The sequence below is a fragment of the Saccharothrix saharensis genome (assembly GCF_006716745.1).
In the GTDB taxonomy this organism is placed as follows: domain Bacteria; phylum Actinomycetota; class Actinomycetes; order Mycobacteriales; family Pseudonocardiaceae; genus Actinosynnema; species Actinosynnema saharense.
Genome location: NZ_VFPP01000001.1, coordinates 2,214,913 through 2,238,183 on the forward strand (window position 1 = coordinate 2,214,913; position 23,271 = coordinate 2,238,183).

Annotated in this window: 27 protein-coding genes; 16 read left to right on the forward strand and 11 right to left on the reverse strand. The window is 72.4% G+C overall.

Features of this window, described 5'->3' with window-relative positions; genetic code table 11:
• Position 1: 1 nt before the first annotated feature.
• Both FHX81_RS08765 and FHX81_RS08770 read left to right on the forward strand, forming a co-directional pair.
• Positions 2-1,030: an endo-1,4-beta-xylanase gene (locus FHX81_RS08765; protein WP_141976777.1), complete on the forward strand. Its 1,029-nt coding sequence runs from the start codon at positions 2-4 to the stop codon at positions 1,028-1,030.
• A 377-nt stretch (positions 1,031-1,407) separates the two neighbouring features.
• Complete coding sequence (locus tag FHX81_RS08770; protein ID WP_141976779.1) at positions 1,408-2,451, forward strand: LacI family DNA-binding transcriptional regulator; 1,044 nt, start codon at positions 1,408-1,410, stop codon at positions 2,449-2,451.
• 10 nt (positions 2,452-2,461) lie between these two features.
• On the opposite strand, the gene FHX81_RS08775 is transcribed toward FHX81_RS08770, so the two are convergent.
• Together FHX81_RS08775 and FHX81_RS08780 are read right to left on the reverse strand one after the other, a co-directional pair.
• A complete protein-coding gene (locus tag FHX81_RS08775) occupies positions 2,462-3,025 on the reverse strand; it encodes a hypothetical protein (RefSeq protein WP_141976781.1) in 564 nt (187 codons plus the stop codon).
• The gene (locus FHX81_RS08780; protein ID WP_246107705.1) at positions 3,025-4,215 is read right to left on the reverse strand and encodes a lytic polysaccharide monooxygenase; all 1,191 of its coding nucleotides are present in this window, start codon (positions 4,213-4,215) and stop codon (positions 3,025-3,027) included. The genes FHX81_RS08775 and FHX81_RS08780 overlap by 1 nt, the downstream gene beginning before the upstream one ends.
• 213 nt (positions 4,216-4,428) lie before the next feature.
• On the opposite strand from FHX81_RS08780, the gene FHX81_RS08785 reads away from it, so the two are divergent.
• Positions 4,429-5,346, forward strand: coding sequence for a PfkB family carbohydrate kinase (locus FHX81_RS08785; RefSeq protein WP_246107706.1), 918 nt, complete (start codon positions 4,429-4,431; stop codon positions 5,344-5,346).
• Here FHX81_RS08785 and FHX81_RS08790 read toward each other — a convergent pair.
• Positions 5,323-5,895, reverse strand: a complete 573-nt coding sequence (locus FHX81_RS08790; RefSeq protein ID WP_170231980.1) for a Scr1 family TA system antitoxin-like transcriptional regulator — start codon at positions 5,893-5,895, stop codon at positions 5,323-5,325. The two genes, FHX81_RS08785 and FHX81_RS08790, sit on opposite strands and share 24 nt — an antisense overlap.
• A gap of 102 nt (positions 5,896-5,997) precedes the next feature.
• On the opposite strand from FHX81_RS08790, the gene FHX81_RS08795 reads away from it, so the two are divergent.
• The 5 genes from FHX81_RS08795 (at position 5,998) to FHX81_RS08815 (ending at position 9,372) form a co-directional block, all read left to right on the forward strand.
• Positions 5,998-6,873, forward strand: coding sequence for a helix-turn-helix domain-containing protein (locus FHX81_RS08795; protein WP_141976787.1), 876 nt, complete (start codon positions 5,998-6,000; stop codon positions 6,871-6,873).
• Positions 6,873-7,235 (forward strand): DUF397 domain-containing protein, encoded by a 363-nt coding sequence (locus FHX81_RS08800; RefSeq protein ID WP_141976789.1) that lies wholly within the window; start codon positions 6,873-6,875, stop codon positions 7,233-7,235. The genes FHX81_RS08795 and FHX81_RS08800 overlap by 1 nt, the downstream gene beginning before the upstream one ends.
• A 123-nt stretch (positions 7,236-7,358) precedes the next feature.
• Entirely contained in the window at positions 7,359-8,351 is a 993-nt protein-coding gene (locus FHX81_RS08805; protein ID WP_141976791.1) for a C40 family peptidase, read from the forward strand.
• Positions 8,352-8,396: 45 nt separating this feature from the next.
• Positions 8,397-8,942, forward strand: coding sequence for a hemerythrin domain-containing protein (locus FHX81_RS08810; protein ID WP_141976793.1), 546 nt, complete (start codon positions 8,397-8,399; stop codon positions 8,940-8,942).
• 82 nt (positions 8,943-9,024) lie between these two features.
• The gene (locus FHX81_RS08815) at positions 9,025-9,372 is read left to right on the forward strand and encodes an STAS domain-containing protein (RefSeq protein ID WP_141976795.1); all 348 of its coding nucleotides are present in this window, start codon (positions 9,025-9,027) and stop codon (positions 9,370-9,372) included.
• Here FHX81_RS08815 and FHX81_RS08820 read toward each other — a convergent pair.
• From FHX81_RS08820 to FHX81_RS08830, 3 genes are all read right to left on the reverse strand, one after another.
• On the reverse strand, positions 9,338-10,147 hold the full coding sequence (locus tag FHX81_RS08820) for an ATP-binding protein (RefSeq protein ID WP_141976797.1): 810 nt from the start codon (positions 10,145-10,147) through the stop codon (positions 9,338-9,340). The two genes, FHX81_RS08815 and FHX81_RS08820, sit on opposite strands and share 35 nt — an antisense overlap.
• Before the next feature lie 85 nt (positions 10,148-10,232).
• Complete coding sequence (locus FHX81_RS40375) at positions 10,233-11,156, reverse strand: sunset domain-containing protein (RefSeq protein WP_170231981.1); 924 nt, start codon at positions 11,154-11,156, stop codon at positions 10,233-10,235.
• 200 nt (positions 11,157-11,356) lie between these two features.
• On the reverse strand, positions 11,357-12,004 hold the full coding sequence (locus FHX81_RS08830) for a hypothetical protein (RefSeq protein ID WP_141976799.1): 648 nt from the start codon (positions 12,002-12,004) through the stop codon (positions 11,357-11,359).
• Positions 12,005-12,120: 116 nt separating this feature from the next.
• Between FHX81_RS08830 and FHX81_RS08835 the strand changes: the two genes are divergently transcribed.
• Entirely contained in the window at positions 12,121-12,465 is a 345-nt protein-coding gene (locus FHX81_RS08835) for an ArsR/SmtB family transcription factor (protein ID WP_141976801.1), read from the forward strand.
• A complete protein-coding gene (locus FHX81_RS08840) occupies positions 12,462-13,079 on the forward strand; it encodes an SRPBCC domain-containing protein (protein WP_141976803.1) in 618 nt (205 codons plus the stop codon). Before FHX81_RS08835 ends, FHX81_RS08840 begins: the two co-directional genes overlap by 4 nt.
• A gap of 171 nt (positions 13,080-13,250) precedes the next feature.
• Here the strand turns inward: FHX81_RS08840 and FHX81_RS40380 are convergent, their stop codons facing one another.
• Both FHX81_RS40380 and FHX81_RS08845 read right to left on the reverse strand, forming a co-directional pair.
• Positions 13,251-13,391 carry a hypothetical protein gene (locus FHX81_RS40380; protein WP_170231982.1) on the reverse strand — a complete coding sequence of 47 codons (141 nt, stop codon included), beginning with the start codon at positions 13,389-13,391 and terminating at the stop codon, positions 13,251-13,253.
• Positions 13,388-13,762 carry a hypothetical protein gene (locus FHX81_RS08845; protein ID WP_141976805.1) on the reverse strand — a complete coding sequence of 125 codons (375 nt, stop codon included), beginning with the start codon at positions 13,760-13,762 and terminating at the stop codon, positions 13,388-13,390. The genes FHX81_RS40380 and FHX81_RS08845 overlap by 4 nt, the downstream gene beginning before the upstream one ends.
• 105 nt (positions 13,763-13,867) lie before the next feature.
• Between FHX81_RS08845 and FHX81_RS08850 the strand changes: the two genes are divergently transcribed.
• Complete coding sequence (locus FHX81_RS08850; protein WP_141976807.1) at positions 13,868-14,188, forward strand: DUF3140 domain-containing protein; 321 nt, start codon at positions 13,868-13,870, stop codon at positions 14,186-14,188.
• Between the two features lie 4 nt (positions 14,189-14,192).
• Here FHX81_RS08850 and FHX81_RS08855 read toward each other — a convergent pair whose 3' ends face one another.
• Complete coding sequence (locus FHX81_RS08855; RefSeq protein WP_141976809.1) at positions 14,193-15,500, reverse strand: NAD(P)/FAD-dependent oxidoreductase; 1,308 nt, start codon at positions 15,498-15,500, stop codon at positions 14,193-14,195.
• A 70-nt stretch (positions 15,501-15,570) separates the two neighbouring features.
• Here FHX81_RS08855 and FHX81_RS08860 point away from each other — a divergent pair, with 70 nt between their 5' ends.
• The 4 genes from FHX81_RS08860 to FHX81_RS08870 all read left to right on the forward strand — a co-directional run bounded on the left by FHX81_RS08860 (position 15,571) and on the right by FHX81_RS08870 (position 20,589).
• Positions 15,571-16,287 (forward strand): HAD family hydrolase, encoded by a 717-nt coding sequence (locus tag FHX81_RS08860; RefSeq protein ID WP_141976811.1) that lies wholly within the window; start codon positions 15,571-15,573, stop codon positions 16,285-16,287.
• Positions 16,288-16,310: 23 nt separating this feature from the next.
• Entirely contained in the window at positions 16,311-18,692 is a 2,382-nt protein-coding gene (locus FHX81_RS08865; RefSeq protein WP_141983825.1) for a glycoside hydrolase family 65 protein, read from the forward strand.
• Positions 18,693-19,128: 436 nt separating this feature from the next.
• A complete protein-coding gene (locus FHX81_RS40385) occupies positions 19,129-19,281 on the forward strand; it encodes a hypothetical protein (RefSeq protein WP_170231983.1) in 153 nt (50 codons plus the stop codon).
• A 210-nt stretch (positions 19,282-19,491) separates the two neighbouring features.
• Positions 19,492-20,589 (forward strand): extracellular solute-binding protein, encoded by a 1,098-nt coding sequence (locus FHX81_RS08870; protein WP_170231984.1) that lies wholly within the window; start codon positions 19,492-19,494, stop codon positions 20,587-20,589.
• 396 nt (positions 20,590-20,985) lie between these two features.
• On the opposite strand, the gene FHX81_RS08875 is transcribed toward FHX81_RS08870, so the two are convergent.
• Positions 20,986-21,783, reverse strand: coding sequence for a hypothetical protein (locus FHX81_RS08875; RefSeq protein ID WP_246107707.1), 798 nt, complete (start codon positions 21,781-21,783; stop codon positions 20,986-20,988).
• 62 nt (positions 21,784-21,845) lie between these two features.
• Here FHX81_RS08875 and FHX81_RS08880 point away from each other — a divergent pair, with 62 nt between their 5' ends.
• Complete coding sequence (locus FHX81_RS08880) at positions 21,846-22,355, forward strand: DUF2087 domain-containing protein (protein WP_141976815.1); 510 nt, start codon at positions 21,846-21,848, stop codon at positions 22,353-22,355.
• 42 nt (positions 22,356-22,397) lie between these two features.
• Here FHX81_RS08880 and FHX81_RS08885 read toward each other — a convergent pair whose 3' ends face one another.
• Positions 22,398-23,213 (reverse strand): aldo/keto reductase, encoded by an 816-nt coding sequence (locus FHX81_RS08885; RefSeq protein WP_141976817.1) that lies wholly within the window; start codon positions 23,211-23,213, stop codon positions 22,398-22,400.
• Positions 23,214-23,271 lie beyond the last annotated feature (58 nt).

The window sequence follows — 23,271 nt, forward strand, 5'->3', positions numbered from 1 at the left end:
CATGCGGGACGTCGCACCCGTTCCGGCCGCGGACACCGCTGCCGCCGCACCCGCGGCGGCAGCGGAGCCGACCCTGCGGCAGCTCGCCGCGCGGCACGACCTCGCGTTCGGCACGGCGGTCGCCATGGCGGCGCTGGCGGACGACGCGGAGTACCGCACGTGGGTGGCGGCGCAGTTCGACACCGTCACCGCCGAGAACGAGATGAAGTGGGCCGCGCTGGAGCCCGCGCGGGGTCGGTACGAGTGGGGCCCGGCGGACGCGCTGGTCGCGTTCGCGGAGGCCCACGGGCAGCGCGTGCGCGGGCACACGCTCGTCTGGCACAACCAGAACCCGGCGTGGCTGGCGGACGTGCCGCGGGACGAGCTGGGCGCCGTGCTGAAGGACCACGTCCAGACGACCGTGCGGCGGTTCCGGGGTCGGATCTGGCAGTGGGACGTGGTGAACGAGGTGTTCGAGGACGACGGGACGCTGCGCGACACCGTCTGGCTGCGGGCGCTCGGTCCCGGCTACATCGCGGACGCGTTCCGGTGGGCGCACGAGGCCGACCCGGACGCGCTGCTGTTCTACAACGACTACGAGGTCGAAGAGGTCAACGCCAAGAGCGATGGCATGTACGACCTCGTGCGCGAGTTGGTGCGACAGGACGTGCCGATCCACGGCGTCGGCGTGCAGGGCCACCTCACCGCGGACCACGCGCCGCTGACGATGCGGGAGAACCTGGGGCGGTTCGACGCCCTCGGCCTGCGCACGGCGGTGACGGAGGCGGACGTGCGGATGCCGCTGCCCGCCGACCCGGTGAAGCTCCAGGCCCAGGCGAACGTGTACCGCACGGCGCTGGACGCGTGCCTGCGGACGCCGGGCTGCCTGTCGTTCACGGTCTGGGGGTACACGGACAGGTACTCCTGGGTGCCCGGGTGGTTCGAGGGTGATGGTGCGGCCACCATCCTCGACGAGGACTTCGCGCCCAAGCCCGCTCACCGGGCGTTGCGCGACGGTCTCTCGTCCGGCGGCCGGCGTCGCCGGGACTGACCCGACCGGCTCGGGCCCGCCACTCCTCTCCCAGCGGGCCCGAGCCTCCCCGACGTTGAACTCACCGGTCCTGAGCGTTCGACACTCGGGACCTGGAGGTTCGACACTCGCGAGTGTCGAACGCTCAGGTCCCGTGAGTCGAACGCTCGCGTAGGCCGAGTTCGACGTTCGGGGAAGTCTCATTTGGCCGTGAGGACGGCGATACGTTGCGGTAACCTCGAAGTGCGGCCAAGTGGGAGCAACCGGACATTCGACAGTTTCGATCTGAGTATCGATTGTTTCGACCCGGTTACGCGCACTCCGAGTGACGAACAACCCACCACCGCTCCCCCGCGTCCAGCGGCCGGAACTGGGCGGGGCTGCCGTAGACTGCGCTCATGCCGACCAAAGCCGACCCGTCACCCTCGGATGGCACAGCCTCGGGCAAGATCACCATTGCCGCCATCGCGGCAGAGGCCGGGGTCTCGGTTCCGACTGTTTCGAAAGTGATGAACGGTCGCGCGGACGTCGCACCGCACACCCGCGAACGGGTCGAGGCGATCATCCGACGGCACGGCTACCAGCGCCGGGCGGACGAGCGGTCGCGTCGGTCCAACCTGGTGGAACTGATGTTCCACGAGCTGGAGAGCGCCTGGGCGCTGGAGATCATCCGGGGCGCGGAGCAGGTCGCCGCCGAGCAGGGCCTGGCACTGGTGCTGTCGGAGTCCCAGGGCAGGCTCACGCCCGGCCACGGCTGGCTGGAGGGCGTGATCGCCCGCAAGCCCCTGGCCGTGATCTCCGTCTTCTCCGACCTCACGTCCTCGCAGTTGGCGAAGCTGCGCGCGCGGGACATCCCGGTCGTCGTGGTCGACCCCATCGGCGAACCCCAGTTGGAGACGCCCTCTATAGGAGCCACCAACTGGAACGGCGGCCTCACCGCCACCCGCCACCTGATCGAACTCGGCCACCGCCGCATCGCCATGATCGGCGGCCCGGAGCGGGTCCTGTGCAGCCGCGCCCGCGTGGACGGCTACCGCGCCGCGCTGGAGACCGCCGGACTGGCCTACGACCCGGCGCTGGTCCGCTACGGCGACTTCCACGTCGAGTCCGGCCGGGCCCAGTTCGCGCCGCTGCTCGACCTGCCGGACCCGCCCACGGCCGTCTTCGCCGGGTCGGACCTGCAAGCCCTCGGCGTCTACGAGGCCGCACGCGCGGCCGGCCTGCGCATCCCGGAAGACCTCAGCGTCATCGGCTTCGACGACCTCCCGGTCGCGCAGTGGGTGGGCCCGCCGCTGACCACGGTCCGGCAGCCGCTGCAGGACATGGCCGCGGCGGGCACCCGTCTCGCCATCACGTTGGCACGTGGTGAAGAGCCCGAACACCGCCGAATCGAGCTTGCCACCACGCTGGTGGTGCGTCAGAGCACCGCCGCGCCACGCTGACGAGCCGCCTCTAGTGGTGGTGGCCCGGTTTCTGGACGTAGGTGCACCCGTCCGCCTCCGCGGGCAGCGTGTGCCCCACGTCCGCACCGGTCACCACCGATGTGCAACGCAGTTCGTGCAGTCCCAGCAGTTCCAGGCCCAGCGTGCCGCTGAGCGCGAAGCCGTTGCCGAACCCGAAGTCCGGGTTGTCCGACACCTCGCCGCTCGCCATCGCGCCCTGCCACGCCTGCTGGAAGTCCTTCAGCTTCTCGCGCTGGAACACCACCAGCCCGAGCCTCTCGTACGGCCCCGCCGCGCACGTCGCCCACTCCACCACGTAGGGCGCGTAGAGCTTCGCCCGCAGCGGCCCGACGAAGTCGGCGAACTCCTGCATCGTCCGCGGCGCCACCTCGTCGCACTGCCCGGTCTTCTCCTCGACCCACCGGCCGACCTCGACCGAGGTGGCCAGGGGCGGGCCGAGGGCGTTGGCCCCCAGCCCGTTGGCGCCGACCAGGCCGGCGGAGTCGGTCGCCGCCGAGGAGCAGGCGACCGACCCCACCAGGAGCGCGACCAGGGCCGCGCACCGCCCCAACATCAGGCCGCGGCGCAGGAAGCGCCGTTGAGGGCGAACGACGCCGGGTTCGCGGGTGCCCCCTGCGACGTCCCGTTGAACCCGAAGCTCACCGTCTGGCCCGGCTGGATGTTCTGGTTCCAGCTGGCGCCCTTCGCGGTGGCCTTGCCCGCCGCGACGGCGACCTCGGCCGACCACGCCTGGGTGATCCCCTGACCCGAGGGGACGTCCCAGACCAACTGCCACGCGCTGACCGCGCTGGTGCCCGTGTTCTTCACCGACACGTTCGCGGTGAAGCCGCCGGACCACTGGCTGGGCACGCTGTAGGTCACCGAGCACGCGCCCGGCGTCGTGCCGCCGCCCGTGGCGGTCCGCACCGACACGACCGCGGACGGCGGCGACGTGTTGCCCGCCGCGTCCCGCGCCACCACGTAGAACTGGTAGGCGGTGTCCGCCGTGAGACCGGTGACGGTGGCCGTCGTGCCCGAGGCCGTCGCGACCGCCACGTCGGTGGCGCCCGCCTCGCGGTAGACCGTGTAGCCGCTGACGCCGCGGTTGTCCGACGCCGCCGACCAGCTCAAGGACACGGCGTTGGCCGTGGCGGTCGCGACGGGCGTGCCGGGAGCCGTCGGTGCCTGGGTGTCACCGCCGCTGTCGCCGCCGGTGAAGTTCACGTCCGAGCAGCTGTAGAACGCCTCGGGGCTGTCGCTGCGCTGCCAGATCGAGTAGATGATGTGGCGGCCGGTCTTGTTGGGCAGCGTGCCGTTCCACGAGTACTCGCCGCTGCCCAGCGGCGGGTTGACGACGCTGTCGAACGGCGCGGGCTCCAGGTCCGACCACTTCAGCGGCTGCGTGACGTCGAAGCCGTCGCGGGTGACGTACTGGTCCCAGCGGCCCGGGTGGGGTGCCCAGGCGTTGTACTTGAACGTGATCGACGCGTTCGCCCGCAGGCTCGTCACCGGCCAGTCGCTGCGGGCCAGGTTGTAGGCGTCGTACTTGGTCGTCGGACCGCACAGGTCGCCGTCGGCGATGATCTCGCGGTGCTTGCCGGCCGCCTGGCTGATCAGGTTGCCGTACCAGTCCCACAGCGGTTGCTTGCCACCGATCTGCACCGCGGCGACGCACGCCGGGTTGGCCGGGTTCAGGTCGCCGCCGCCGCTGTTCGTCCTGCCGTCTTCGTAGCAGGCGTACGTGCGGCTCGGGGGGTATGTCATGGAACCGTGTGCCAGCGCCACGCCACTCTGGACGAACACGCTGGTCACACCGACCACACCGAGCGCGGCTACCGCCAACGCCCCAAAGCGCTTGAGTCGCAAGGACCTTCTCCTTCAGATCGACGGTGATCTGTGAACCAGTAGGGACTGGGAGCGCTCCCAGAATTACGATCGCATTACTGGTGACGCCACGTCAACGATCCGTTTCAACTGGTGGCCACCGGGTACCGCCTGGACATGCGGATCGCGGTGGTCGGCCAGATAGCCCGTGACCTGGTGTTGGTGGTGCCCGACGTGCCCGGATCGGGTGGCCACGCGGACGTCCTGGAACGCCGCGAAGTGCTCGGCGGGAAGGGCTCGAACATCGCTCGCGGCACCAGGCAGCTCGGCGCAACGGCCGCGGTGGTGGGCGTCGTCGGGGACGACCGGGAGGGCCGCCTGCTGGTCGAGCGCCTGGACGCGGACGGGGTAGCCACGGCCGCCGTCGTGTGCCGGCAGGGCGTCCGGACGGCCCTGATCGTGGACGTCGTGTGCGACGGCGGGTACCGGTACCTGGAGGACATCCCCGAGGCGACCTTGGTGACGGTCGAGGACGTGCGTGCCGCGTCGGCGACGCTGGCCGGGGCGGACGCCGTGGTCGTGCAGCTGGAGCAACCGGCCGACGCCGCGCTGGCGGCGGTCCGGGCCGCGAGCGGGCTGGTCGTGCTGGACGGCGCGCCGGAGGGGCGCGCGGCCGAACTGCTGGCGGCGGCCGACGTGGTGCGGGCCGACCACGGCGAGGCGGAGGCGCTGACCGGGCGGTCGATCACCGGCGCGGACGCGGCCGTCCGGGCGGGCCGCGAGCTGCTGGCGCGCGGCCCGTCGGTGGTGGCGCTGGAGGTGCCGGGCGAGGCGAACGTGCTGACGTGGGACGAGGGGTCGGCGGTGGTCCCGTTGACCGACGAGGAGGTCGTGGACCCGACCGGTGGTGGTGACGCGTTCGTGGCCGCGCTGACCGTGGCGCTGGTCCGCGGCGACACCCCGGAGGAGGCGGGCAGGCTGGCCACGGCCGCCGCGGGCCGCGCGGGCCGCCACCCCGGCGGGCGGACGGACCTCACCGGGCTCACCCTAGGCGCGCGTCAGCTCGGCTAGGCGCTCGAACAGCTCGTACGCCGACCGCAGGTGCCGGGACTCCTCGGTGAACATCGCGCGGTGCAGGTAGGCGTAGAAGACGACGGCCGGGCCGTCCGCGAGCGTGAACCGGGTCAACGGGTGCTCGACGCCGGGGCAGTACCCGGCGCCGCGCGGGATCACCCGCACGGTCACGTCAGTGCGCTCGATCGCGGTGCCCTCCAGCACGTAGACCGTGCAGCGGTCGGGGTCGAGCCGCTCGAAGACCGGGTTGAGACCGAGCGGCGCGAGCACGTCGATCCGCTCGGCGGCCCGGCACAGCACGTTGATCACGCTCGTCGCCTCCGTGCCCCACGCGCACCACATGGTCGGATCGGGTGTCGGCGACTCGGCGACGCCGTTCTCCAGCTCCCGGATCCGTTGCGGCGACTGCCGCGTCCTGGCGGCGAGCTCGGCCACGGTCAGGCCGTTGGCCTCGCGGACCCGGCGCAGTTCCAGGCCGAGCAGGCGGCTGCGCAACGCGGGCTTGAGTTCCATCAGGTTGATCGCCTTCGACGGGACGTCAGTCATACCGAAGCTATCGTGATACTTATCGAAGTGTCGATTCATCGAACGAGTGGACTGTCGCTACGCTCTGTGCCGCCGTGACCACAGAACGACGGGACGAAGGACATGGGCGACGACGCCCCGACCTCCAGCACGGTTCAGGCGTGGGAGCTCGGCCTGAGGCTGCGGGAACACCGGGAACGCCTCGGGTTCACGGCGGCGGCTGTCGGCAAGACGACGGGCATCGGCGGCACGAACCTGTCCGCGATCGAGTCCGGCAAGCGCCGCCTCACCGCGGCCAAGTTGACCGACCTCGCCGACGCCTACGAACTGCCCGACGACGAACGTGCCGACCTGGAATCGACGCGGGCGCGGACCGAGCGGCGCGAGTGGTGGTACGACTACGCGCGCCTGTACTCCGACGACTTCCTGCGGTTGCTGGGGTTGGAGGCGGGCGCGGAGAAGGTCTACGAGTACGCGCCGGACATCATCCCGGGTCTGTTGCAGACCGCCGACTACGCGCGCGCCGTGATGCGGGCCGGCACGCCGTACATCCGGCCGGTCGACGTCGGCCCGAGGCTGGAAACCCGGCTGGCGCGCCAACTCCGGCTGGACGGCGACCACCCGTTGCTGCTCGACGTCGTGCTCGGCGAAGCCGCGTTGCGCCAGTGGGTCGGCGAACCCGCCGTGCTGCGCCGACAACTCGCCCACCTGCTCGAAGTCCTGGAGCACAAGGGCGAGCACGTGCGGATCCGCGTCATCCCGTTCACGGCGGGAGCGCACCCGCTGCTCGGCTCGGCGTTGAAGATCCTCTCCTTTCCCTCCAACAGGCTCGGCGACCTGATGTACCAGGAGACAGCGATCAGCGGTGTCATCATCGACAAGCGCCAAGTGATACTCGAATCGACGGCGAGCTTCGCGGAGACGTTCGACCGAGCGCTCGACGACCGCGCCTCGCGCGGGTTCATCGACGCGGTCTACCACGAGATGGAGCGGCACTGATGTCTTTCACCTCCCCGGCCACGGCGCGTGGTTGGTTCAAGAGCAGCTTCAGCACGGCGTCGGGCGACTGCGTCGAGGTCCGCTTCGACGGCGACGTGGTCCTGGTGCGCGACACCAAGGACCGGGGCGACGGTCCGGTGATCACGCTCGACGCCGTGCGGTGGGACGACTTCCTCCGCCGCTTGCTGGTGGGGTCCGTCGACGCGGAGAGCGCGCTCGCCGTCCTGCCGGAGCCCAACGGCGGCACGATCCTGCGCGCACGCCACGACGGCACGGCGTTGCGCTACACGCGCGGCGAGTGGGAGATGTTCATGCGCGGTGTCCGGGCGGGCGAGTTCACCCACTCCGCCGCCGTCGCCTGAGTCGGCGGGTCACGGAACCGGACCCCTTATGGACTCGCACCGACCGGTTCCGTAACCTGTCCGAGACCTGGGCGGGTGCGACCCGTTCGGGCCCCACCCGGCTCAAGGAGGATTGCGCGAACCGTGGCGTCGAAAACCGCTCAGCGCACCGTCCGCGCAGCCCTGACGGCCACCGCTGTCTCGGTGCTGCTCGGCGTCACCCTGCCCCTCCCCCCGGCCGTCGCGGACCCGGACGCGTCCGAGGCGTTGCGGAAGTACCTCGATCTCTCCCACGAGGCCGAGGCGCTCAACGAGGAGCACCTGCGGGCGCAGGAGTCGCTGTCCAACGCCCAGGGTTCGCTCGACCAGGCCAACCGCGACCTCACCACCGCCCAGCAGGCGCAGGACGCGCTGCGCGGCCAGGTCGACCTGCTGACCGAGGCGTCGTTCGAGGGCGCGCGGTTCAGCCAGCTGTCGGCGCTGCTGGTGTCCGATTCGCAGCAGGACTTCCTCAACCGCATGTCCGCGCTGGGCGTGCTGGCGGGCGACAACGCGGAGGCGTTGGACGGGCTCGGCAAAGCCGTCGACCTGGCCAACGACGCCGCCCGCCGCGCCGGTGAGGCGGCCGACGCGGCCAACAAGGCCATCGCCGAGATCGACCAGCGCAAGGCCGCGCTGGACGAGCAGATCACCGAGGCCCGCGAGGCCTACCGGTCGTTGAGCCCCGCGCAGCGCGCGGCGTTGAACAACGCGGGCGACATGAGCGCCATCCCCGTGCCGTCGGGCCAAGCCGGGCAGGCGTTGGCGTTCGCGCTGGCGCAGCGCGGCAAGGACTACGTGTTCGGCTCGAACGGCCCGAACACCTGGGACTGCTCCAGCCTCATGCAGGCGGCGTACCGGTCGGCGGGCATCGCGATCCCCCGCACCACCTACAGCCAGGCCCTCATCGGCCGGTCGGTGTCGCGCAACGAGGTCAAGGCCGGCGACCTGATCATCTACTACACGGGCCAGACGCACGTGGCGATGGCGATCGACGGCCTGCGCGCCGTGCACGCGTCCACCGAGGGCGTGCCGGTGAAGGTGCAGGACATCGAGTCCATCGGACCGGTGAACGTCATCCGGCGCGTGGTCGGCTGATTCCCGGGTACTACTCCTTCGGCACCACACGTGACGGAGGACGACATGCCCGACGTAGTCGATCTGATCATGCAGGACCACCGCGAGGTGGAGCGGCTGTTCGCCGAGCTGAAGGACCACCCGGAGAAGCGCCCGCTGCTGGTGCCCGTGCTGGTGTCGGTGCTCACCGCGCACAGCCGGGCCGAGGAGGCGGAGGTCTACCCGGTCGCGAAGGACGAGGCGGGCGAGACCGAGGAGGTCGAGCACAGCCAGGAGGAGCACGCCGAGGCCGAGCAGCTGCTGGGCAAGCTGGCCGGGACCGACCCGACGTCCCCCGCGTTCGACGACGTGCTGCGTGAGCTGGTCGAGTCCGTGACGCACCACGTCGAGGAAGAGGAGTCGTCGGTGCTGCCCGGCATGCGCGAGCGGCTGGACGACCGGCGCCGCGAGGAGCTGGGGCGGGCGTTCGCGGAGAGCCGGGCCCGGCACATGGGCGACCGGCCGGGTGAGGCGACGCGCGACGAACTGCTGGCCCAGGCGCGCAACGCGGGCGTGTCGGGTGCGTCGGGGATGAGCAAGGCCCAGTTGGAGAAGGAGCTGCACGCGTCCTGACGGGCGCTCACATCTCCCCTGGGCATAGGCTCGGTGCGGTTGAGCAGACAGCCGCACCTGCCGACCGCACCCAGGGGTGGACATGGACGATTTCACCGACGCCGTCACGCTCACGGTGCACGACGTGTCCGGGGGCGTGGCGGTCGTCGTCGTGGCCGGCGAGCTGGACATGGCGACGGTGCCCGCGGCTGAGGAGTTCCTCCGGCGCCGGCTCGGCGAGGTGGGTCAGGCGCTGGTGCTGGACCTGTCGGGCGTGACGTTCCTCGGGTCGACCGGCATCAACCTGCTGATCGCGTTGCGGGCCGAGTGCGCGGCGGTGGGTGCGGAGCTGCGGTTGGTGGCGACCACGAAGGCCGTGCTGCAGCCGTTGGCGGTGACCGACCTGATCGACCACTTCACGATCGTGACGGCGGTCGGCGAGGCGAGCTGAGCGGGTTCGCGGTGGCCCGGTCCTCCAGGACGGCCCAGACGATCTTGCCGCCCCGCGGCCACGGGCGGCTGCCCCAGGTGCGGCTCAGCGAGGACACGATCGTGAGGCCCCAGCCGCCGTGGCGTCGTGGGTCGGACTTCGGTTCGCGGGGTTGCTCCGGGCTGTCGTCGTGCACCGCGACGACCAGCCGGCGGTCGCGCAGGTCGAGGCGGAGGGTCGGCGCGGAGCGGCCGTGCCGGACGGCGTTCTCCACGAGCTCGGTGGCCACCGTGACCGCGTCGTGCACGAGGTGGGTGATGTGCCAGCGGTCGCACGCGGCGCGGACGAAGGTACGGGCCAGCAAGCCGCTGATCAGCGCGTTCGGCAGGGCGGTCTCGTCGCGGGTGCGTTCGGTCGGGCGTTCGACGGCGGCCAGGGCTTCGTCCAGCGCCTCGAACCGCGGCATCGCGCCCAGGCCGCCGGCGAGCGCCCGGCGCTGACCGGGCGACTCGCCGACCAGCAGCACCGGCACGCCCGGCCAGTCGGCGACGCGCAGCCGCACCGTGGCGAAGACGGACAGGAACGCGGGTGTAGCGCACTCGAAGCCGTCACCCAGTCGCACGATCACGGCCGTCGGCTCGTCCGCCGCGCACTCGAGCAGCCCGTCCCGCAGTGCCCGGTAGGTGGTCAGGTCGAGCCGCCCGGTCGGGCGGACCACCGCCGCGCCGTCCACGTCGGTGCGGTGGAGCGCCAGCGAGGTCGTTCCGCCGGCGCCCGACCCGTCTAACGATGGCATCAGGTCACCCCGACCGGGGGATACCCGGGCGGTGCGTGGCTATTCGCCTGATCGCGAACCACCGTCGGTCCGGCGGTGACCGCCGTCAGCGGGCGGCCGAGGCGACCTTCGACTTGGGCGTCCACTGCGTGTAGCCCGCGCGCTCCGCCTCGGCGACCGAGCGGAACGTGACGTCGCCCTTCATGCGCTTGTAGTACGGCGAGTCGGGGGTGTGGAAGATCATCGACTTCGAGTTCGCCTTGACCTCGACCGCCTCCTCCTCCGCCACGACGGCGGGGGCTGCGACGGCAACGGGCTCGACGGCAACGGGCTCGACGACCGCAGGGGCCTCGGCGACCGGAACCTCGACAGCGGCCGGGACCTCGACCTCCTGGACCGCTCCGGGGGCCTCGGCGACCACGGGGTCCGGAGCGGCTTCGGCCTCCTGGGCTACCCCGGACTCCGCGGCGACCTCGGGCTCCGGCGCGGCGGCGGGGGCCGGGACCACGGCGGCGGCGGCAACCGGGGCGGTCTCAGCGGGAGTGGCCTCGGCGGCGGAGACCTCGGCGACGGCAGACGTCTCGGCGGCAGGAGCCTCGGCGGAGACCGGAACCTCGGCGGTCTCGGCGGTCTCGGCGGAAACCTTGGCGGTGGGAGTCTCGGCGGCGGCAGGGATCTCGGCGACGGGGGCTCCCGCGGAGACCGGAACCTCGGTGGTCTCGACAGCGGTGGTCTCGACGGCGGCAGGCGTCTCGGCGGCAGGAGCTTCAGCGGAGACCGGAACCTCGGCGGCGCGGGTCTCGGCGGCCTCGGCGGCGGGTGCGGCGGGTGCGGCGGCGGCTTCAGCGGAGGCAGGGGTCGCGGTCGCGGCGGTCGCGGTGGCGGCAGAGGTGGTGGCGGGGGTGGTGGTCGGTGGTTCTTCGAGGCGGGTGCGCAGGTCGCGGACGACGGGGTTGAGGCGCAGCCAGACGACCGCAGCGCCCGCCAGGAACGCCGCCACGCACAGGACGATGGTGAACAACCAGGACACTGCCAACTCCTACGGCCACAGCTTGCGGAACAGGGACGTCGACCGGACGCGTCACGACAGGGCGCGCGCGGCTCGGTCGGCAGGTCGGGCGTCACGGGCGTTGCCACCCGAAGTCACGACGCCACACCACGAGCTCGACCCGAAAGCACACGACCCGTCGGCCGAATTCACCGTGTCGGGAACCACAGACTAAGGACGCGTCAAGCGGCGTTGGGCAGCACCCCCTGCCTGCATCCGCACCGGCTGCACACCGGGTGCGCGGGCAGCCGCACGTCGGCCAGCAGTTTCCGGGCGTCGTCGAACGTCGGAACCCGCTGCCCCGGCACCAACAAGCTGTCCAGCACCGCCTGCCGCCGCCGCGCCAACGCGCGCGACCGCTCCACCGGGTCCTGCAGCCGCGCCCGCACCCGCTCCCGCGACTGCTCCCTGGCCAACGTGCCCGCGGTGCCCAACGGCCGCCGGGGGCGCGGCTCGGTCAGCCGGGCGTTGCGGCGGTTGATCCGCCACCACGCGCCCAGCGTCATGCCCGCCACCGGGGGGCGCGCACGCCGCGCGCCCCCCTGCCACCACGACCGCAGCCGCGCACGGAGGAAGTCGTGCGCTACCTGGTCGCGGTGGCGCGGGCTGCCCTGCCTGGTGCCGTCCGGCCTGCGGTCGACCGCCGCGAGCAGGGCATCGACGCTCCACCCCTCGCCGAACCACGGCTCGACGACCCGGCGCACGGCGGCGCGGTGGGCGTCGGGCCAGGTGGCGCGCAGGCAGAGCGCCTCGACCGCCGTGTCGATCTCGGCGTCGGTCTCGGGGATGACACGGCCGGGCCACTGACGGGGATCGAGTCGAACACGCATCGCATGGCTCCCTTCGAACGCGTACCGAACATCCGTTCGAGATAGTGCCACCGACCACCGACAATTCTTGAGCCTTAGATTTGACTTATATAAGCCTGGCCTGAAAGATACTGGTCGTGCACGCGTTCGACGTACTCGGCGACCCGGTCCGCCGCCGCATCCTGGAGCTGCTGGCCGACGGCGAGCAGACCTCCGGCGCGGTCACGGAGGTGGTCCGCCGGGAGTTCGGCATCTCGCAGCCGGCCGTCTCCCAGCACCTGCGGGTGCTGCGCGAGAACGGCTTCGCCCGCGTCCGCCCGGAAGGCACCCGACGCCTCTACGCGGTGGACGACCAAGGCCTGCGTGAGGTGGACGAGTGGCTCGACCGGTTCCGCCGGTTCTGGAGCGGGCACCTCGACGCGCTGGCCACCGAACTCGCGCGCGGCAAGCGCGAGAGGCGACTCAAGGAGGAACGACCGTGATCGACATCGCCGACCAGCTCAAGGCCATCCACCGCGAGGTGAGCGCGGGCTCGGACGAGACCATCGGCGTGCTGCTGCGCCGCACGTACGACGCGGCGGCGGCGGACGTGTGGGACGCGGTGACCGATCCGGACCGGCTCCGGCGCTGGTTCCTGCCGGTCAGCGGCGACCTGCGCGAGGGTGGCGGCTTCCAGGTGGAGGGCAACGCGAGCGGCGAGGTCCTGACCTGCGCGCCGCCGAAGCTGCTGCGGCTGACGTGGGGGGCGCCGACCAGCGTCGTGGAACTGCGCCTCACCGAGGACGACGAGGAGCGGACCACCGTCGAGCTGGAGCACACCGTGCCCAAGGCGATGGCGGGCAGCGGCGCGGGCGCGCTGTACGTCGGCCCCGGCTGGGACGGCGCGCTGCTCGGCCTGGGCCTGTACCTGGGGGGCGAGGTGCACGAGGGCTTCGACCCGGTCGCCGCCGCCAACGCGCCGGAGACCCAGCGGTTCAACGCCGGGTCCATCGACGCGTGGGCGGCGGTGGTCGCCGAGTCGGGCACCGCCTCGGCGGACGAGCTGGCCGCGGCGGTCGCGATGGCGAAGGGCCAGTACACGCCGGACGTCAGCTGAGCGGTTCCACGGTGGGCGGGTGGGCGGCACGCCTGGTTCCGGTGGAAGTGGCGTTGATCGAGGCGGTGGACGCCGGTTCGCAGCGGCCGTTCCCCGGCCGCACGCGCCACGCCCCACCTTCGGCGGTCAGGGGCGCACCACCGGAGGTGACCGGCGGCCACCGCCCCCTGGTCACGGTTCGGAGACCTCGGCTTCGACGCCGTCCAGCGTCGACTCGATGCCGTCGAAGCCGGGGTCCACGGGCGCGGCGTCGTCGGCGCGGCACCCGGCCACCGCGAACAGCAGCACGACCGCCGCGATCACGGCCCTCACTTCACACCGCAGTGCGCGGCCTGGAACTCGTCCACGCGCCGCTGCGCGTCGGCGAGCTTGGCCACCTGCCCGTCACGCCGCTCCAGCCGCCGGTCCAGCCGCTCGGCACGGGCGGTGTTGCCCGCGTCGCGCGCCTTCTGCGCCTGCGCGCGCAGCCACGCCGTCGAACCGTGCACGTCCGCCCCGCCGTTGATGCGGGTGGTGAGCCGGGTGATGCGCTCCTCGACCTTGGGCGCGCGCTGCTCGCACAGCTGCTTGACCTTCTCCGGCCCGATCGTGATGGGTGCGTAGTCCTGGGCGGCGGCCACACCGGTCGAGGTGAGGCCGAGCGCGGTGGTCGCGACGACCGCGAGGCGAGTCCATGGGTTCATGACCACCACGATCGACCGCGCCGGTGTGGAGAGCGTGCGGCGAGTGTTCGGGTTCGGCAAAGACGTCCGGTTTCACCCGTCACCTCGACGGCAACCCTCTCCCCCATGACCGACACCTTGTGGGACGAGTTCCACCGCGTGGTGAACATGACCTCGCACGAACTGGAGGACTGGCTGCGCACCCGCTCGGCGGGCGAGGACGGCGAAAGCCTCCCCGACCAGGCCGGGACGCCCACCGGTCAGGAGGTGCTGCGGGTGCTGCGCAAGCGGCGCACCGACCTGACCACCGAGGACGTGAAGGTGATGCGCAAGGTCGTGGAGCGGGTGCACGAGCAGCGGCGCGACGACCTGGAGCCCACGGCGGGCGAGGCGCACTGGCGGCACCGGCTCATGTCCATCGGCCACGACCCGCTCAAGCCCGCCTGAGCGTTCACCCCCGGTCGGTCGCGCCGATCCGGTCCACGTCGCCCAACCGCACGCCCGCCTCCGGGACCAGCCCGAACTGCACGACCTGGCGGCGGGCGAGCAGGTCGGTGAGCCAGTCCACGGCCACCCGCAGCCGGTTGCCCGGCATCGCCAGCAGGTGGTAGCCGCGCGCCACGGCCTTCGCGGGCAGCCCGGTCAGCGGCACGTGCAGCGGGTTGGCCACCGCCTGCGCGCCGGCCAGGTCGACCACGAACCCGAGGTCGCGGTGCCGGTAGGTGCCCACGTCGCCGTGGCCCAGGGACGCGGCGACGTTGCGGCCCGCGAGCTTGCCCTGCCGCTGCGCGTGCTGCGCGGTCATCGGGGTCGGCTCGCCACCGTTGAACACGTCGGGCACGGCCGCGACGTCACCGGCCGCGAACACGTGCGGGTGCGTCGGCACGGCCAACGTCGGGTCGACCACGACCCGGCCCTTCACCGTGGCCAGCGACACCGACTCCACCAACGGGTCCGGCTGCACGCCGACGCACCACACGAGCGTGCGCGTCGGGATCTCGCTGCCGTCGGTCAGCTTCGCGCACTCCGCGGTGACCTCCTCGACGCTGGTCTTCAGCCGCACGTCCACGCCCCGGGCCCGCAGGACCCGGGCCGCGGGCGCCGAGAGCCGCTCGTCCAGGCCCGGCAGCACGCGCGGGGCCATGTCGACCAGCACCCACTTGACGTCGGACTCCGCCAGGCCGCGCCGACCGCGCAACGCCGACCGGGTCAGCTGCTGCCCCTGCGCCACCAGCTCCGTGCCCGTGTACCCGGCGCCGACCACGACGAACGTCGCGCGCGCCGCCCGTTCCGCCGGGTCGGTGGCCTGCTCGGCCAGCTCGACCTGCCGCAGCACGTGGTCGCGCAGGAACACCGCCTCGGCGACCGACTTGAACCCGAACGCGTGCTCGGCCACGCCCGGGATGGACAGCAGCCGGGTGACCGAGCCCGCCGTGAGCACCAACCGGTCCCACTCCAGGACCTGCTCACGCCCCTCGACGTCCACGGCGGTGCACGTGCGCGCGGCCAGGTCGAGCCCGGTGACGTGCGCCTGCACCAGCCGGGTGCGCGGCAGCTTGGGCCGCAGCGGCACGGCGACCCGGCGCGGGTCGAGCGAACCGCCCGCGACCTCGGGCAGCAGCGGCACGTAGAGCATGTAGTCGGTCGGGTTGACCGCCACCAGCTCGGCGGCGTCGGCGGGCAGCACGCGTTCCAGCGTGCGCAGGCAGTGGTAGCCCGCGAAGCCCGTTCCCACGACCAGCACGCGTGGCTTGCCCATGGCCCGATCCCTCCGCCGGTGTGCGTTCCGCCAGCGGGTACCCCGGACCGAGAAGGGGTAGACAACGACCATGGCCCTGGGACTGCCCGACGCGATCACCGCCTGTCTCTTCGACCTGGACGGCGTGCTGACCAGCACCGCCGTGCTGCACCGCCGCGCGTGGCGGCGCACGTTCGACGACTTCCTGCGCCCGCGCGGTGAGCCGCCGTTCGCCGAATCGGACTACCTCAGGTTCGTGGACGGCCGGCCCCGCTACGACGGGGTGCGGGAGTTCCTCGCCTCGCGCGGCATCACGCTGCCCGAGGGCACGCCCGACGACCCGCCCGACGCCGACACCGTCCACGGCGTCGGCAACCGCAAGAACGACCTGCTGGAGGCGATCATCCGACACGAAGGCGTGACACCCTACGCGGGCACGGCACCGTACCTGCGCGCGGTCGAGGACGAGGGGTTGGGCATCGGCGTGGTGACGTCGTCGGCCAACGCGCGCAAGGTCCTCGACGCGGCCGGCCTCAGCCCGTTCGTGCAGGCCCTGGTCGACGGCGTGGTGATCAGCCGCGACGGGCTCAAGGGCAAGCCCGCGCCGGACTCGTTCCTGGCGGGCGCGCGGCTGCTGGGCGTGAACCCGGCGCACGCGGCGGTGTTCGAGGACGCGCTGTCGGGCGTGCAGGCCGGGCGCGCGGGCGGGTTCGGGCACGTGGTGGGCGTGGACCGGGCCGGCCAGCGGGAGGCGCTGCTCGCGCACGGCGCGGACGTCGTCGTCGAAGACCTCTCGGAGCTGCTGTGAGCGGCTGGGAGGTCCACCCCTGGATGGTGCGCTGGGACGGCCTCGCCGTGGACCAGCTGCGCCGCACGGAGTCGGTGTTCGCGCTGTCCAACGGGCACATCGGGATGCGCGGCACGCTGGACGAGGGCGAGCCCCGCGGCCTGCCCGGCACCTACCTCAACGGCTTCTACGAGGAGCACGCGCTGCCCTACGGCGAGTCCGGCTACGGCTACCCGGAGGCGGGGCAGACGGTCGTCAACGTCACCGACGGCAAGGTGATCCGGCTGCTGGTCGAGGACGAGCCGCTGGACATGCGCTACGGCCGCGCCCACGCGCACCAGCGCGAGCTGGACTTCCGCACCGGCACGCTGCGCCGCTGCACGGAGTGGGAGTCGCCGACCGGGCGGCGGGTCACCGTGCGCACCGAGCGGCTGGTGTCGCTGACCCAGCGCGCGGTCGCGGCGATCCTCTACGAGGTCGAGCCGAGCGAGGACGTGCAGCTCGTCGTGCAGTCCGACCTGCTGGCCAACGAGCCGGTGGAGAACGAGGGCGACGACCCGCGGGTGGCCGCGGCGCTGAACGAGCCGCTGGTGGCGGACTTCGCGCACGCCGAGGACCACCGGGCGGTGCTGGCCCACCACGCGCGCAACTCGGGGCTGCGGATGGCCGCCGCGATGGACCACGAGCTGGTGGTGGACGACGGCGTGCGCACCGAGATCCGCGCCGAGGGCGACCTGGCGCGCTTCACCGCCGCCGTGGACGTGCCCGCGGGCGGGAAGCTGCGGCTGGTGAAGTACCTCGGGTACGGCTGGTCCGCGCAGCGGTCGGTGCCCGCGCTGCGGGCGCAGGTGGAGGCGGCGCTGGCAGGTGCGCGCCAGACCGGCTGGGAGGGCCTGCTGGCCGAGCAGCGGCGGTTCCTGGACGACTTCTGGGAGGTCGCCGACATCGAGCTGCACGGCGACGACGAGCTGCAGCAGGCGCTGCGGTTCGCGCTGTTCCACATCATGCAGGCGGCGGTGCGCGGCGAGACGCGGGCGATCCCGGGCAAGGGGCTGACCGGGCCCGGCTACGACGGGCACGCGTTCTGGGACACCGAGATGTTCGTGCTGCCCGTGCTGGCCTACACCGTGCCGGAGGCGGCGCGGGACGCGTTGCGGTGGCGGCACTCGACGTTGCCCAAGGCGCGGGAGCGGGCCGAGGTGCTCGGCCAGCGCGGCGCGGCGTTCCCGTGGCGGTCGATCAGCGGGGCCGAGTGCTCGGCGTACTGGCCCGCGAGCACGGCCGCGTTCCACGTCAGCGGCGACGTCGCGCACGCCGTGCTCCAGTACGTGAACGCGACCGGCGACCGGGCGTTCGAGCGCGAGTGCGGCGCGGAGGTCCTGGTGGAGACGGCGCGGCTGTGGACGTCGCTGGGCCACCACGACCAGCACGGCGGGTTCCGCATCGACGGGGTCACCGGGCCGGACGAGTACTCGGCCGTGGTGGACAACAACGTCTACACCAACCTCATCGCGCAGAAGAACCTGCGCGGCGCGGCGGACGCGTGCGAACGGCACCCGGACGTGGCCGAGCGGCTCGACGTGACCGCCGGCGAGGTGCAGGACTGGCGCAAGGCCGCCGACGGGATGCTGATCCCGTTCGACGACCTGCTCGACGTGCACCAGCAGAACGAGGGGTTCACCTCGCACGCCGAGTGGGACTTCGAGGGCACCGACCCCGACGAGTACCCGTTGCTGCTCAACCGGCCCTACTTCGACCTCTACCGCAAGCAGGTGGTCAAGCAGGCCGACCTGGTGCTGGCCATGCACGTGCGCGGCGACGCGTTCACGGCGGCGCAGAAGGCGCGCAACTTCGCCTACTACGAGGCGAGGACGGTGCGTGACTCGTCGCTGTCGGCCGGCACGCAGGCGGTGCTGGCGGCCGAGGTGGGCGCGTCGCAGCTGGCCTACGACTACCTGGCCGAGGCGGCGTTCACCGACCTGCACGACCTGCACGGCAACGTCCACAACGGACTGCACATGGCGTCGTTGGCGGGCGCGTGGGTCGGCGTGGTGGCCGGGTTCGGCGGGATGCGCGACCACGACGGCGAGCTGTCGTTCGCGCCGCGCCTGCCGCCGGGGCTGACCGGGATGGCGTTCCGCATGTCGTTCGGCGGTACCCGCTTCGCGGTGGAGGTCGAGCCGCGGTCGGTGACCTACCGGATCGTGGCGGGCGACGCGCTGCGCACCAGCCACCACGGCGAGCCGGTCGTGGTGGAGCCGGGCCACCCGGTCACGATGTCCATTCCGGACCCGCCGGAGCCGCCCCGGCTGCGCCAGCCGGCGAACCGCGCGCCCGTGCGCAGGGTGCCGCCGGTCCGGCCGTTCACAGGCGTTCCGGGTGACCCGGAACGGGAAACGACGGCGGGGCAAGAAGATCGGGGATGAGGTGCCCGGCCGGACTCTTGGGGGGAGGGGAGCCCGGCCGGGACTTGTCAGGCGGCCAGTGGGGGGGCGGTGGCCGCCTAAGCCCTCATCGCAGGCAGGGTTGCCCCTGTTACGGGAGTTCAACCCACGACTTCGTGCGCGATTACGTGATCCGGGTCATTGCCCTGCCTGTAACGCCGCGCCGGACCCGCCCTCGTCCGGTTCCCGACGCCGCGCCGGGGGGCCGTTGTCGCCCGCCGGCGGCACCGTGCGCGGCTCGTCGCCACCCGGTCGGCACCCTCGCGCGGCCCGTCGTCACCCACTCGACAGCATTCGTGACCAGGGCGAATCGTCTCCGCAATCGTGCGGGAGCGAACCGGGGGTGTCCCGGCGCGAGGTAACCCACAGGAGTGAGAGGGGCAGCGCTGCGGCCCGCGGCCGGACAGGATGCCGGAACGTGAGCTCAACACCGATCTACGACGAGTTGGCGGCGACCTACCTCGCCGACCTCCGGCCCGAGCCGGCCCGGCCCGGCGCACCGGACGAACCGGGCGGGCCGGTCGTGCCCGCGGCCGCGACACCCGGACCCGCGCACCGACAGGAGGTCTGAACCACCTCCGATCTTGACACCACCTCACGCAGCGGAGTAGGACGAGCGCAGCCCGTAAAGGTCGCCTACCCCGAAGGGTGGAGCGGAATGCGTGCACGAGCGCTGCTCTGCGCAATGGCCCTGTTCGCCGTCGGTGCTTGCAACGCAGAGCAGACCGAGACCCCTGAACAGGTGACACTGACCTGGTGGGATTACCTGAACCACTCCCCCATGGCGAACCAGGCTGCGGACAGCCTCCTCACCCGGTACCACCAGGAACACCCCGACGTGCGGATCGAGCGCACCTCCCTTTCCCGCGCCGAGTTCCAGGCCAAGCTCGCCGAGGCGACCGCGTCCGGCGTGTTCCCCGACATCGCCGCGGTCGACGCCACCGACGTGCCCCGGCTGGCCGAGGCCGGTGCCGTCGCCGACCTCACCGACCGCTTCGACCGGTGGAAGCTGAAGGACCGGTTCCTCCCACCGGTGCGCGAGAGCGTCACCCACGAGGGGCGCGTCCACGGCGTGCCGCTGCGCACCACCACCACCGCGCTGGTCTACAACCGCGACCACTTCGCCGCGGCCGGGCTGGGTGAACCGCCGACGACCTGGGCCGGGCTGCGCGTCGCGGCCGGGGCGCTGACCTCGGCCGAGCGTTCCGGGCTGTGCTTCGGCGCGAAGGACGACGACCTGACGACCACGTTCCTGCCGCTGCTGTGGCAGGCGGGCGGCGACGTCACCGACATCGGCGGGCAGGCCTCCCTGGACGCCCTCGCCCACCTCGACGGCCTGGTGAACACCGACCGGAGCGTCCCGACCGAGGCTCTGGGCTGGACCGACGCCGACGCGCGGCAGCGGTTCGCCGAGGGCCGCTGCGCGATGGTGATCACCGGACCGGCCGCGGCGGCGGAGCTGAACCAGGCCGGGCTGGACTGGGCCGCGGCCCCGCTGCCCGACGGGGCGGCGGGCGCGGCGGGCCTGCTCGGCGGCCAGACGTGGGTGGTCGGGCGCAACGCCCGAGCCGAGCGGGCGTGGGACGTGCTGACCTGGCTGGCCGAGCACCCGGACAACGCGACCGAGTTCGGCGGCGGCCTGGGCGCGCTGCCCAACCGCACCGACACCGTGGACGAGCTGGCCTGGCAGTGGGACCCCAACGTGCCGGGCTTCACCGCCCGGCTGCGTTCGGCGCGCACACCCACCGCGTACGGCGCGGCGTACCCGGACATCTCCCGCGCCCTGGCCGCGATGACGACCCGCGTGCTGACCGGCGAGCGCCGCCCCGATCAGGCGATTGCCGACGCCGCGGCGGAGATCGGCCCGCTGCTGCGCTAACCGTGCGCTGACCTGCTTGCGACCGGCCGGTTAGCCGTAACGCCGCACGGTGTTGGGCGATATGACCCAAAAGGGGAGGCCACCGGGGGGCGAGGATGAGCCGAACGGGCGCGGGTAACCCGGTGTCATGCGGAACCAGGCTGCCGTGACCGAACGGCGTACCGGGAAGAAGGCCCGACCGGGGCCCGAGGCGGAGACCCCGTCGTTCAGCCGGGCGCAACTCCTCGCGCTCCTCGTCGGCCTGCTGCAGATCGTCTTCGCCTCCGTCCCGTTCCTGCCCATGGGCGAGGGGGCCGTGCACACCCTGTACGTGTGCACGGGTCTGGCCGGCGTGCTGCTGGCGTGGCGGCACAGGCACGCGCGGTGCTACGGCGTCCTCCTCCTGCTGCTCTACGGTCAGCTGTTCATCACCGACGCGGAGGACACCGCCGTCCTGGGCCTGCCCACGTGGGAGACGCTGGCGTACGGGCGGGCCGCCCTGGCGGGCGTGGTGATCGCACTGGTGCCGGCGATCAAGCGGCGGTAGACGCCCGCGGTCGTGGTGCCGTCCGGGTGGAAGCGCAGCTTGGGGTCGCCGCCGCGGGCGATCGACTCGAACATCGCGAGGTCGGACTTGGTGGTGGGCTCCCAGTACATGTGGGCGCCGTGGGTGACGCCCATGTCCATCGACATCATCGTGGCGACGGCCCGGTCGTACCGCCGCCTGCTCAGGTAGGCACCGCCGGAGGCGTGGATGTCGAACACGTCGTGGTCACCGGTGAGGGGCCGCAGCCCGCCGTCCCGGTCGACACCGTGCACCACGCCGTCGCGCACCACGAACTCGCCGCGCCGCTCGAACCGGGCCATCTTGTCGCGCAGCGCCTCGAACTCGACGCGCCGCTGGTCGTACCGGCGCAGCAGCCGGTCGTGCAGGTCGACGCGGGGTAACTCGGGCCGGAAGTAGCCGACCAGGCCGCGGTGGCGGCGGGCCGCGCCGAGCCGGACGTCCAGGTCGTCGATGGTCTTGGCCTTCACCGCCTCCGGCTTGGGCAGCGCGCCCTCGCGCAGCCACGCCACCGCGTGCGGGTTCGTCGCCCGAACGTCGATGACGAGGTCCTGCTCGGCGGCCACCTGCTGGAACTTGCGGGCGTTCTCGATCGGCATGCCGAAGACCGGCTCCACCGACGCCAGGGGGAAGAGGTGATCAGTGCGCACGGCTATTAAGGTCCGCCCGAAATGGGCGTGCACCAGACCGCCGGCTTCGGTTAGCTCGAAGCGTGACCCCTGATTCACTGATCGGACTGCTGGCCGAGCCCGAGCGGTTGCGCGTGGCCGCCGCGCTGGTCCTGGGCGCCCGCACGACGGCGGACATCACCGAGGCGACCGGGTTGGACGTTCGCCGGGTCGAGAACTCGTTGCGCCGACTGCGGTCGGCGGGACTCGTCGTGACCGACGGGTCGGGCTTGCGACTGCGCGAGGAACTGTTCAAGGAAGCCACCCGGGTCGAACAGGCGAACCGGGTCCCGGAGGACCCGTTCGTGCGGGACGGGCGGCTGGTGAAGCTCCCCGCGCAGCGCGGACGCAGGCGGGCGGTGCTCGAACAGGTGAGCACCGCGTTCGAGCCGGGTAGACGGTACCCCGAGCGGGACGTGGTGGAGGTGCTGAAGCGGTGGTGCGAGGGCGGTGAGGTCGACCACGTGACCGTGCGCCGGTACCTCGTGGACGAAGGGCTGCTCAGCCGGGACGACGGCGTGTACTGGCGTACCGGCGGCCCGGTGAGCGTCTAGCGGCGATCAGGTCGTTCGGTGGTCGGATCGTCGGCCGTCCCGTCAGCCGAACGCGTCGGGGTCGGGACCGGTGCGCTCGCCCCGGTCCAACCCCTCGATGGCCGCCATGTCCTCGCCGTCGAGCTCGAAGTCGAACAGCGCGAAGTTCTCCGCGATCCGGCTGGGCGTCACCGACTTGGGGATGACCACGTTGTCGAGCTGCACGTGCCAGCGCAGCACGACCTGGGCGGGCGTGCGACCGTGCTTGGCCGCGATGCCGGTGATGACCGGGTCGGACAGCAGGGCGCCCTGCGCCAGCGGGCTCCACGCCTCGGTCACGATGCCGTGCCGGGCGTGGAAGGCGCGCAGCTCGGCCTGCTGGAGCCGCGGGTGCAGCTCGACCTGGTTCACCGCGGGCACCGCGCCGGTGGCCTCGACGATCCGCTCCAGGTGCGCGGGCTGGAAGTTGGACACGCCGATCGCCCGGACGCGGCCGTCGGCGTGCAGCTTGCCCAGCGCGCGCCAGGTGTCGACGTAGCGGTCCTGTCGGGGCGCGGGCCAGTGCACCAGGTACAGGTCGACCCGGTCGAGGCCGAGCCGGTCCAGGCTCGCGTCGAACGCCCGCAGCGCTTCGTCGTAGCCCTGGTCGGAGTTCCACAGCTTGGTGGTCACGAAGACGTCGTCGCGCGGCACGGGCGAGTCGGCCACGGCGCGGCCGACCGGTTCCTCGTTGCGGTAGGCGGCGGCCGTGTCGATGCTGCGGTAGCCGACCCGCAACGCCTCGGTCACCGCGTCGTAGGTGTCCTCAATGGACACCTGGAAGACGCCGAAACCGAGCTGCGGCATGGTGACGCCGTTGTTCAGGGTGATGGTCCTCATGGCCCCATGATGCCCGCTGTCAACGGTTCCCACGTGCTGGAACGCGTTGACGCGCGTC

Coding starts and splice junctions, on each gene's coding strand:
- FHX81_RS08790 (WP_170231980.1), bottom strand. CDS start 5,895: ATGACTGACGTCCCGTCGAAGGCGATCAACCTGATGGAACTCAAGCCC.
- FHX81_RS08850 (WP_141976807.1), top strand. CDS start 13,868: ATGACCGACACCTTGTGGGACGAGTTCCACCGCGTGGTGAACATGACC.
- FHX81_RS08885 (WP_141976817.1), bottom strand. CDS start 23,213: ATGAGGACCATCACCCTGAACAACGGCGTCACCATGCCGCAGCTCGGT.
- FHX81_RS08810 (WP_141976793.1), top strand. CDS start 8,397: ATGCCCGACGTAGTCGATCTGATCATGCAGGACCACCGCGAGGTGGAG.
- FHX81_RS08865 (WP_141983825.1), top strand. CDS start 16,311: ATGGTGCGCTGGGACGGCCTCGCCGTGGACCAGCTGCGCCGCACGGAG.
- FHX81_RS08845 (WP_141976805.1), bottom strand. CDS start 13,762: ATGAACCCATGGACTCGCCTCGCGGTCGTCGCGACCACCGCGCTCGGC.
- FHX81_RS08795 (WP_141976787.1), top strand. CDS start 5,998: ATGGGCGACGACGCCCCGACCTCCAGCACGGTTCAGGCGTGGGAGCTC.
- FHX81_RS08815 (WP_141976795.1), top strand. CDS start 9,025: ATGGACGATTTCACCGACGCCGTCACGCTCACGGTGCACGACGTGTCC.
- FHX81_RS08820 (WP_141976797.1), bottom strand. CDS start 10,147: ATGCCATCGTTAGACGGGTCGGGCGCCGGCGGAACGACCTCGCTGGCG.
- FHX81_RS08765 (WP_141976777.1), top strand. CDS start 2: ATGCGGGACGTCGCACCCGTTCCGGCCGCGGACACCGCTGCCGCCGCA.
- FHX81_RS08800 (WP_141976789.1), top strand. CDS start 6,873: ATGTCTTTCACCTCCCCGGCCACGGCGCGTGGTTGGTTCAAGAGCAGC.
- FHX81_RS08855 (WP_141976809.1), bottom strand. CDS start 15,500: ATGGGCAAGCCACGCGTGCTGGTCGTGGGAACGGGCTTCGCGGGCTAC.
- FHX81_RS08770 (WP_141976779.1), top strand. CDS start 1,408: ATGCCGACCAAAGCCGACCCGTCACCCTCGGATGGCACAGCCTCGGGC.
- FHX81_RS08830 (WP_141976799.1), bottom strand. CDS start 12,004: ATGCGTGTTCGACTCGATCCCCGTCAGTGGCCCGGCCGTGTCATCCCC.
- FHX81_RS08870 (WP_170231984.1), top strand. CDS start 19,492: ATGGCGAACCAGGCTGCGGACAGCCTCCTCACCCGGTACCACCAGGAA.
- FHX81_RS08780 (WP_246107705.1), bottom strand. CDS start 4,215: ATGACATACCCCCCGAGCCGCACGTACGCCTGCTACGAAGACGGCAGG.
- FHX81_RS08775 (WP_141976781.1), bottom strand. CDS start 3,025: ATGTTGGGGCGGTGCGCGGCCCTGGTCGCGCTCCTGGTGGGGTCGGTC.
- FHX81_RS08860 (WP_141976811.1), top strand. CDS start 15,571: ATGGCCCTGGGACTGCCCGACGCGATCACCGCCTGTCTCTTCGACCTG.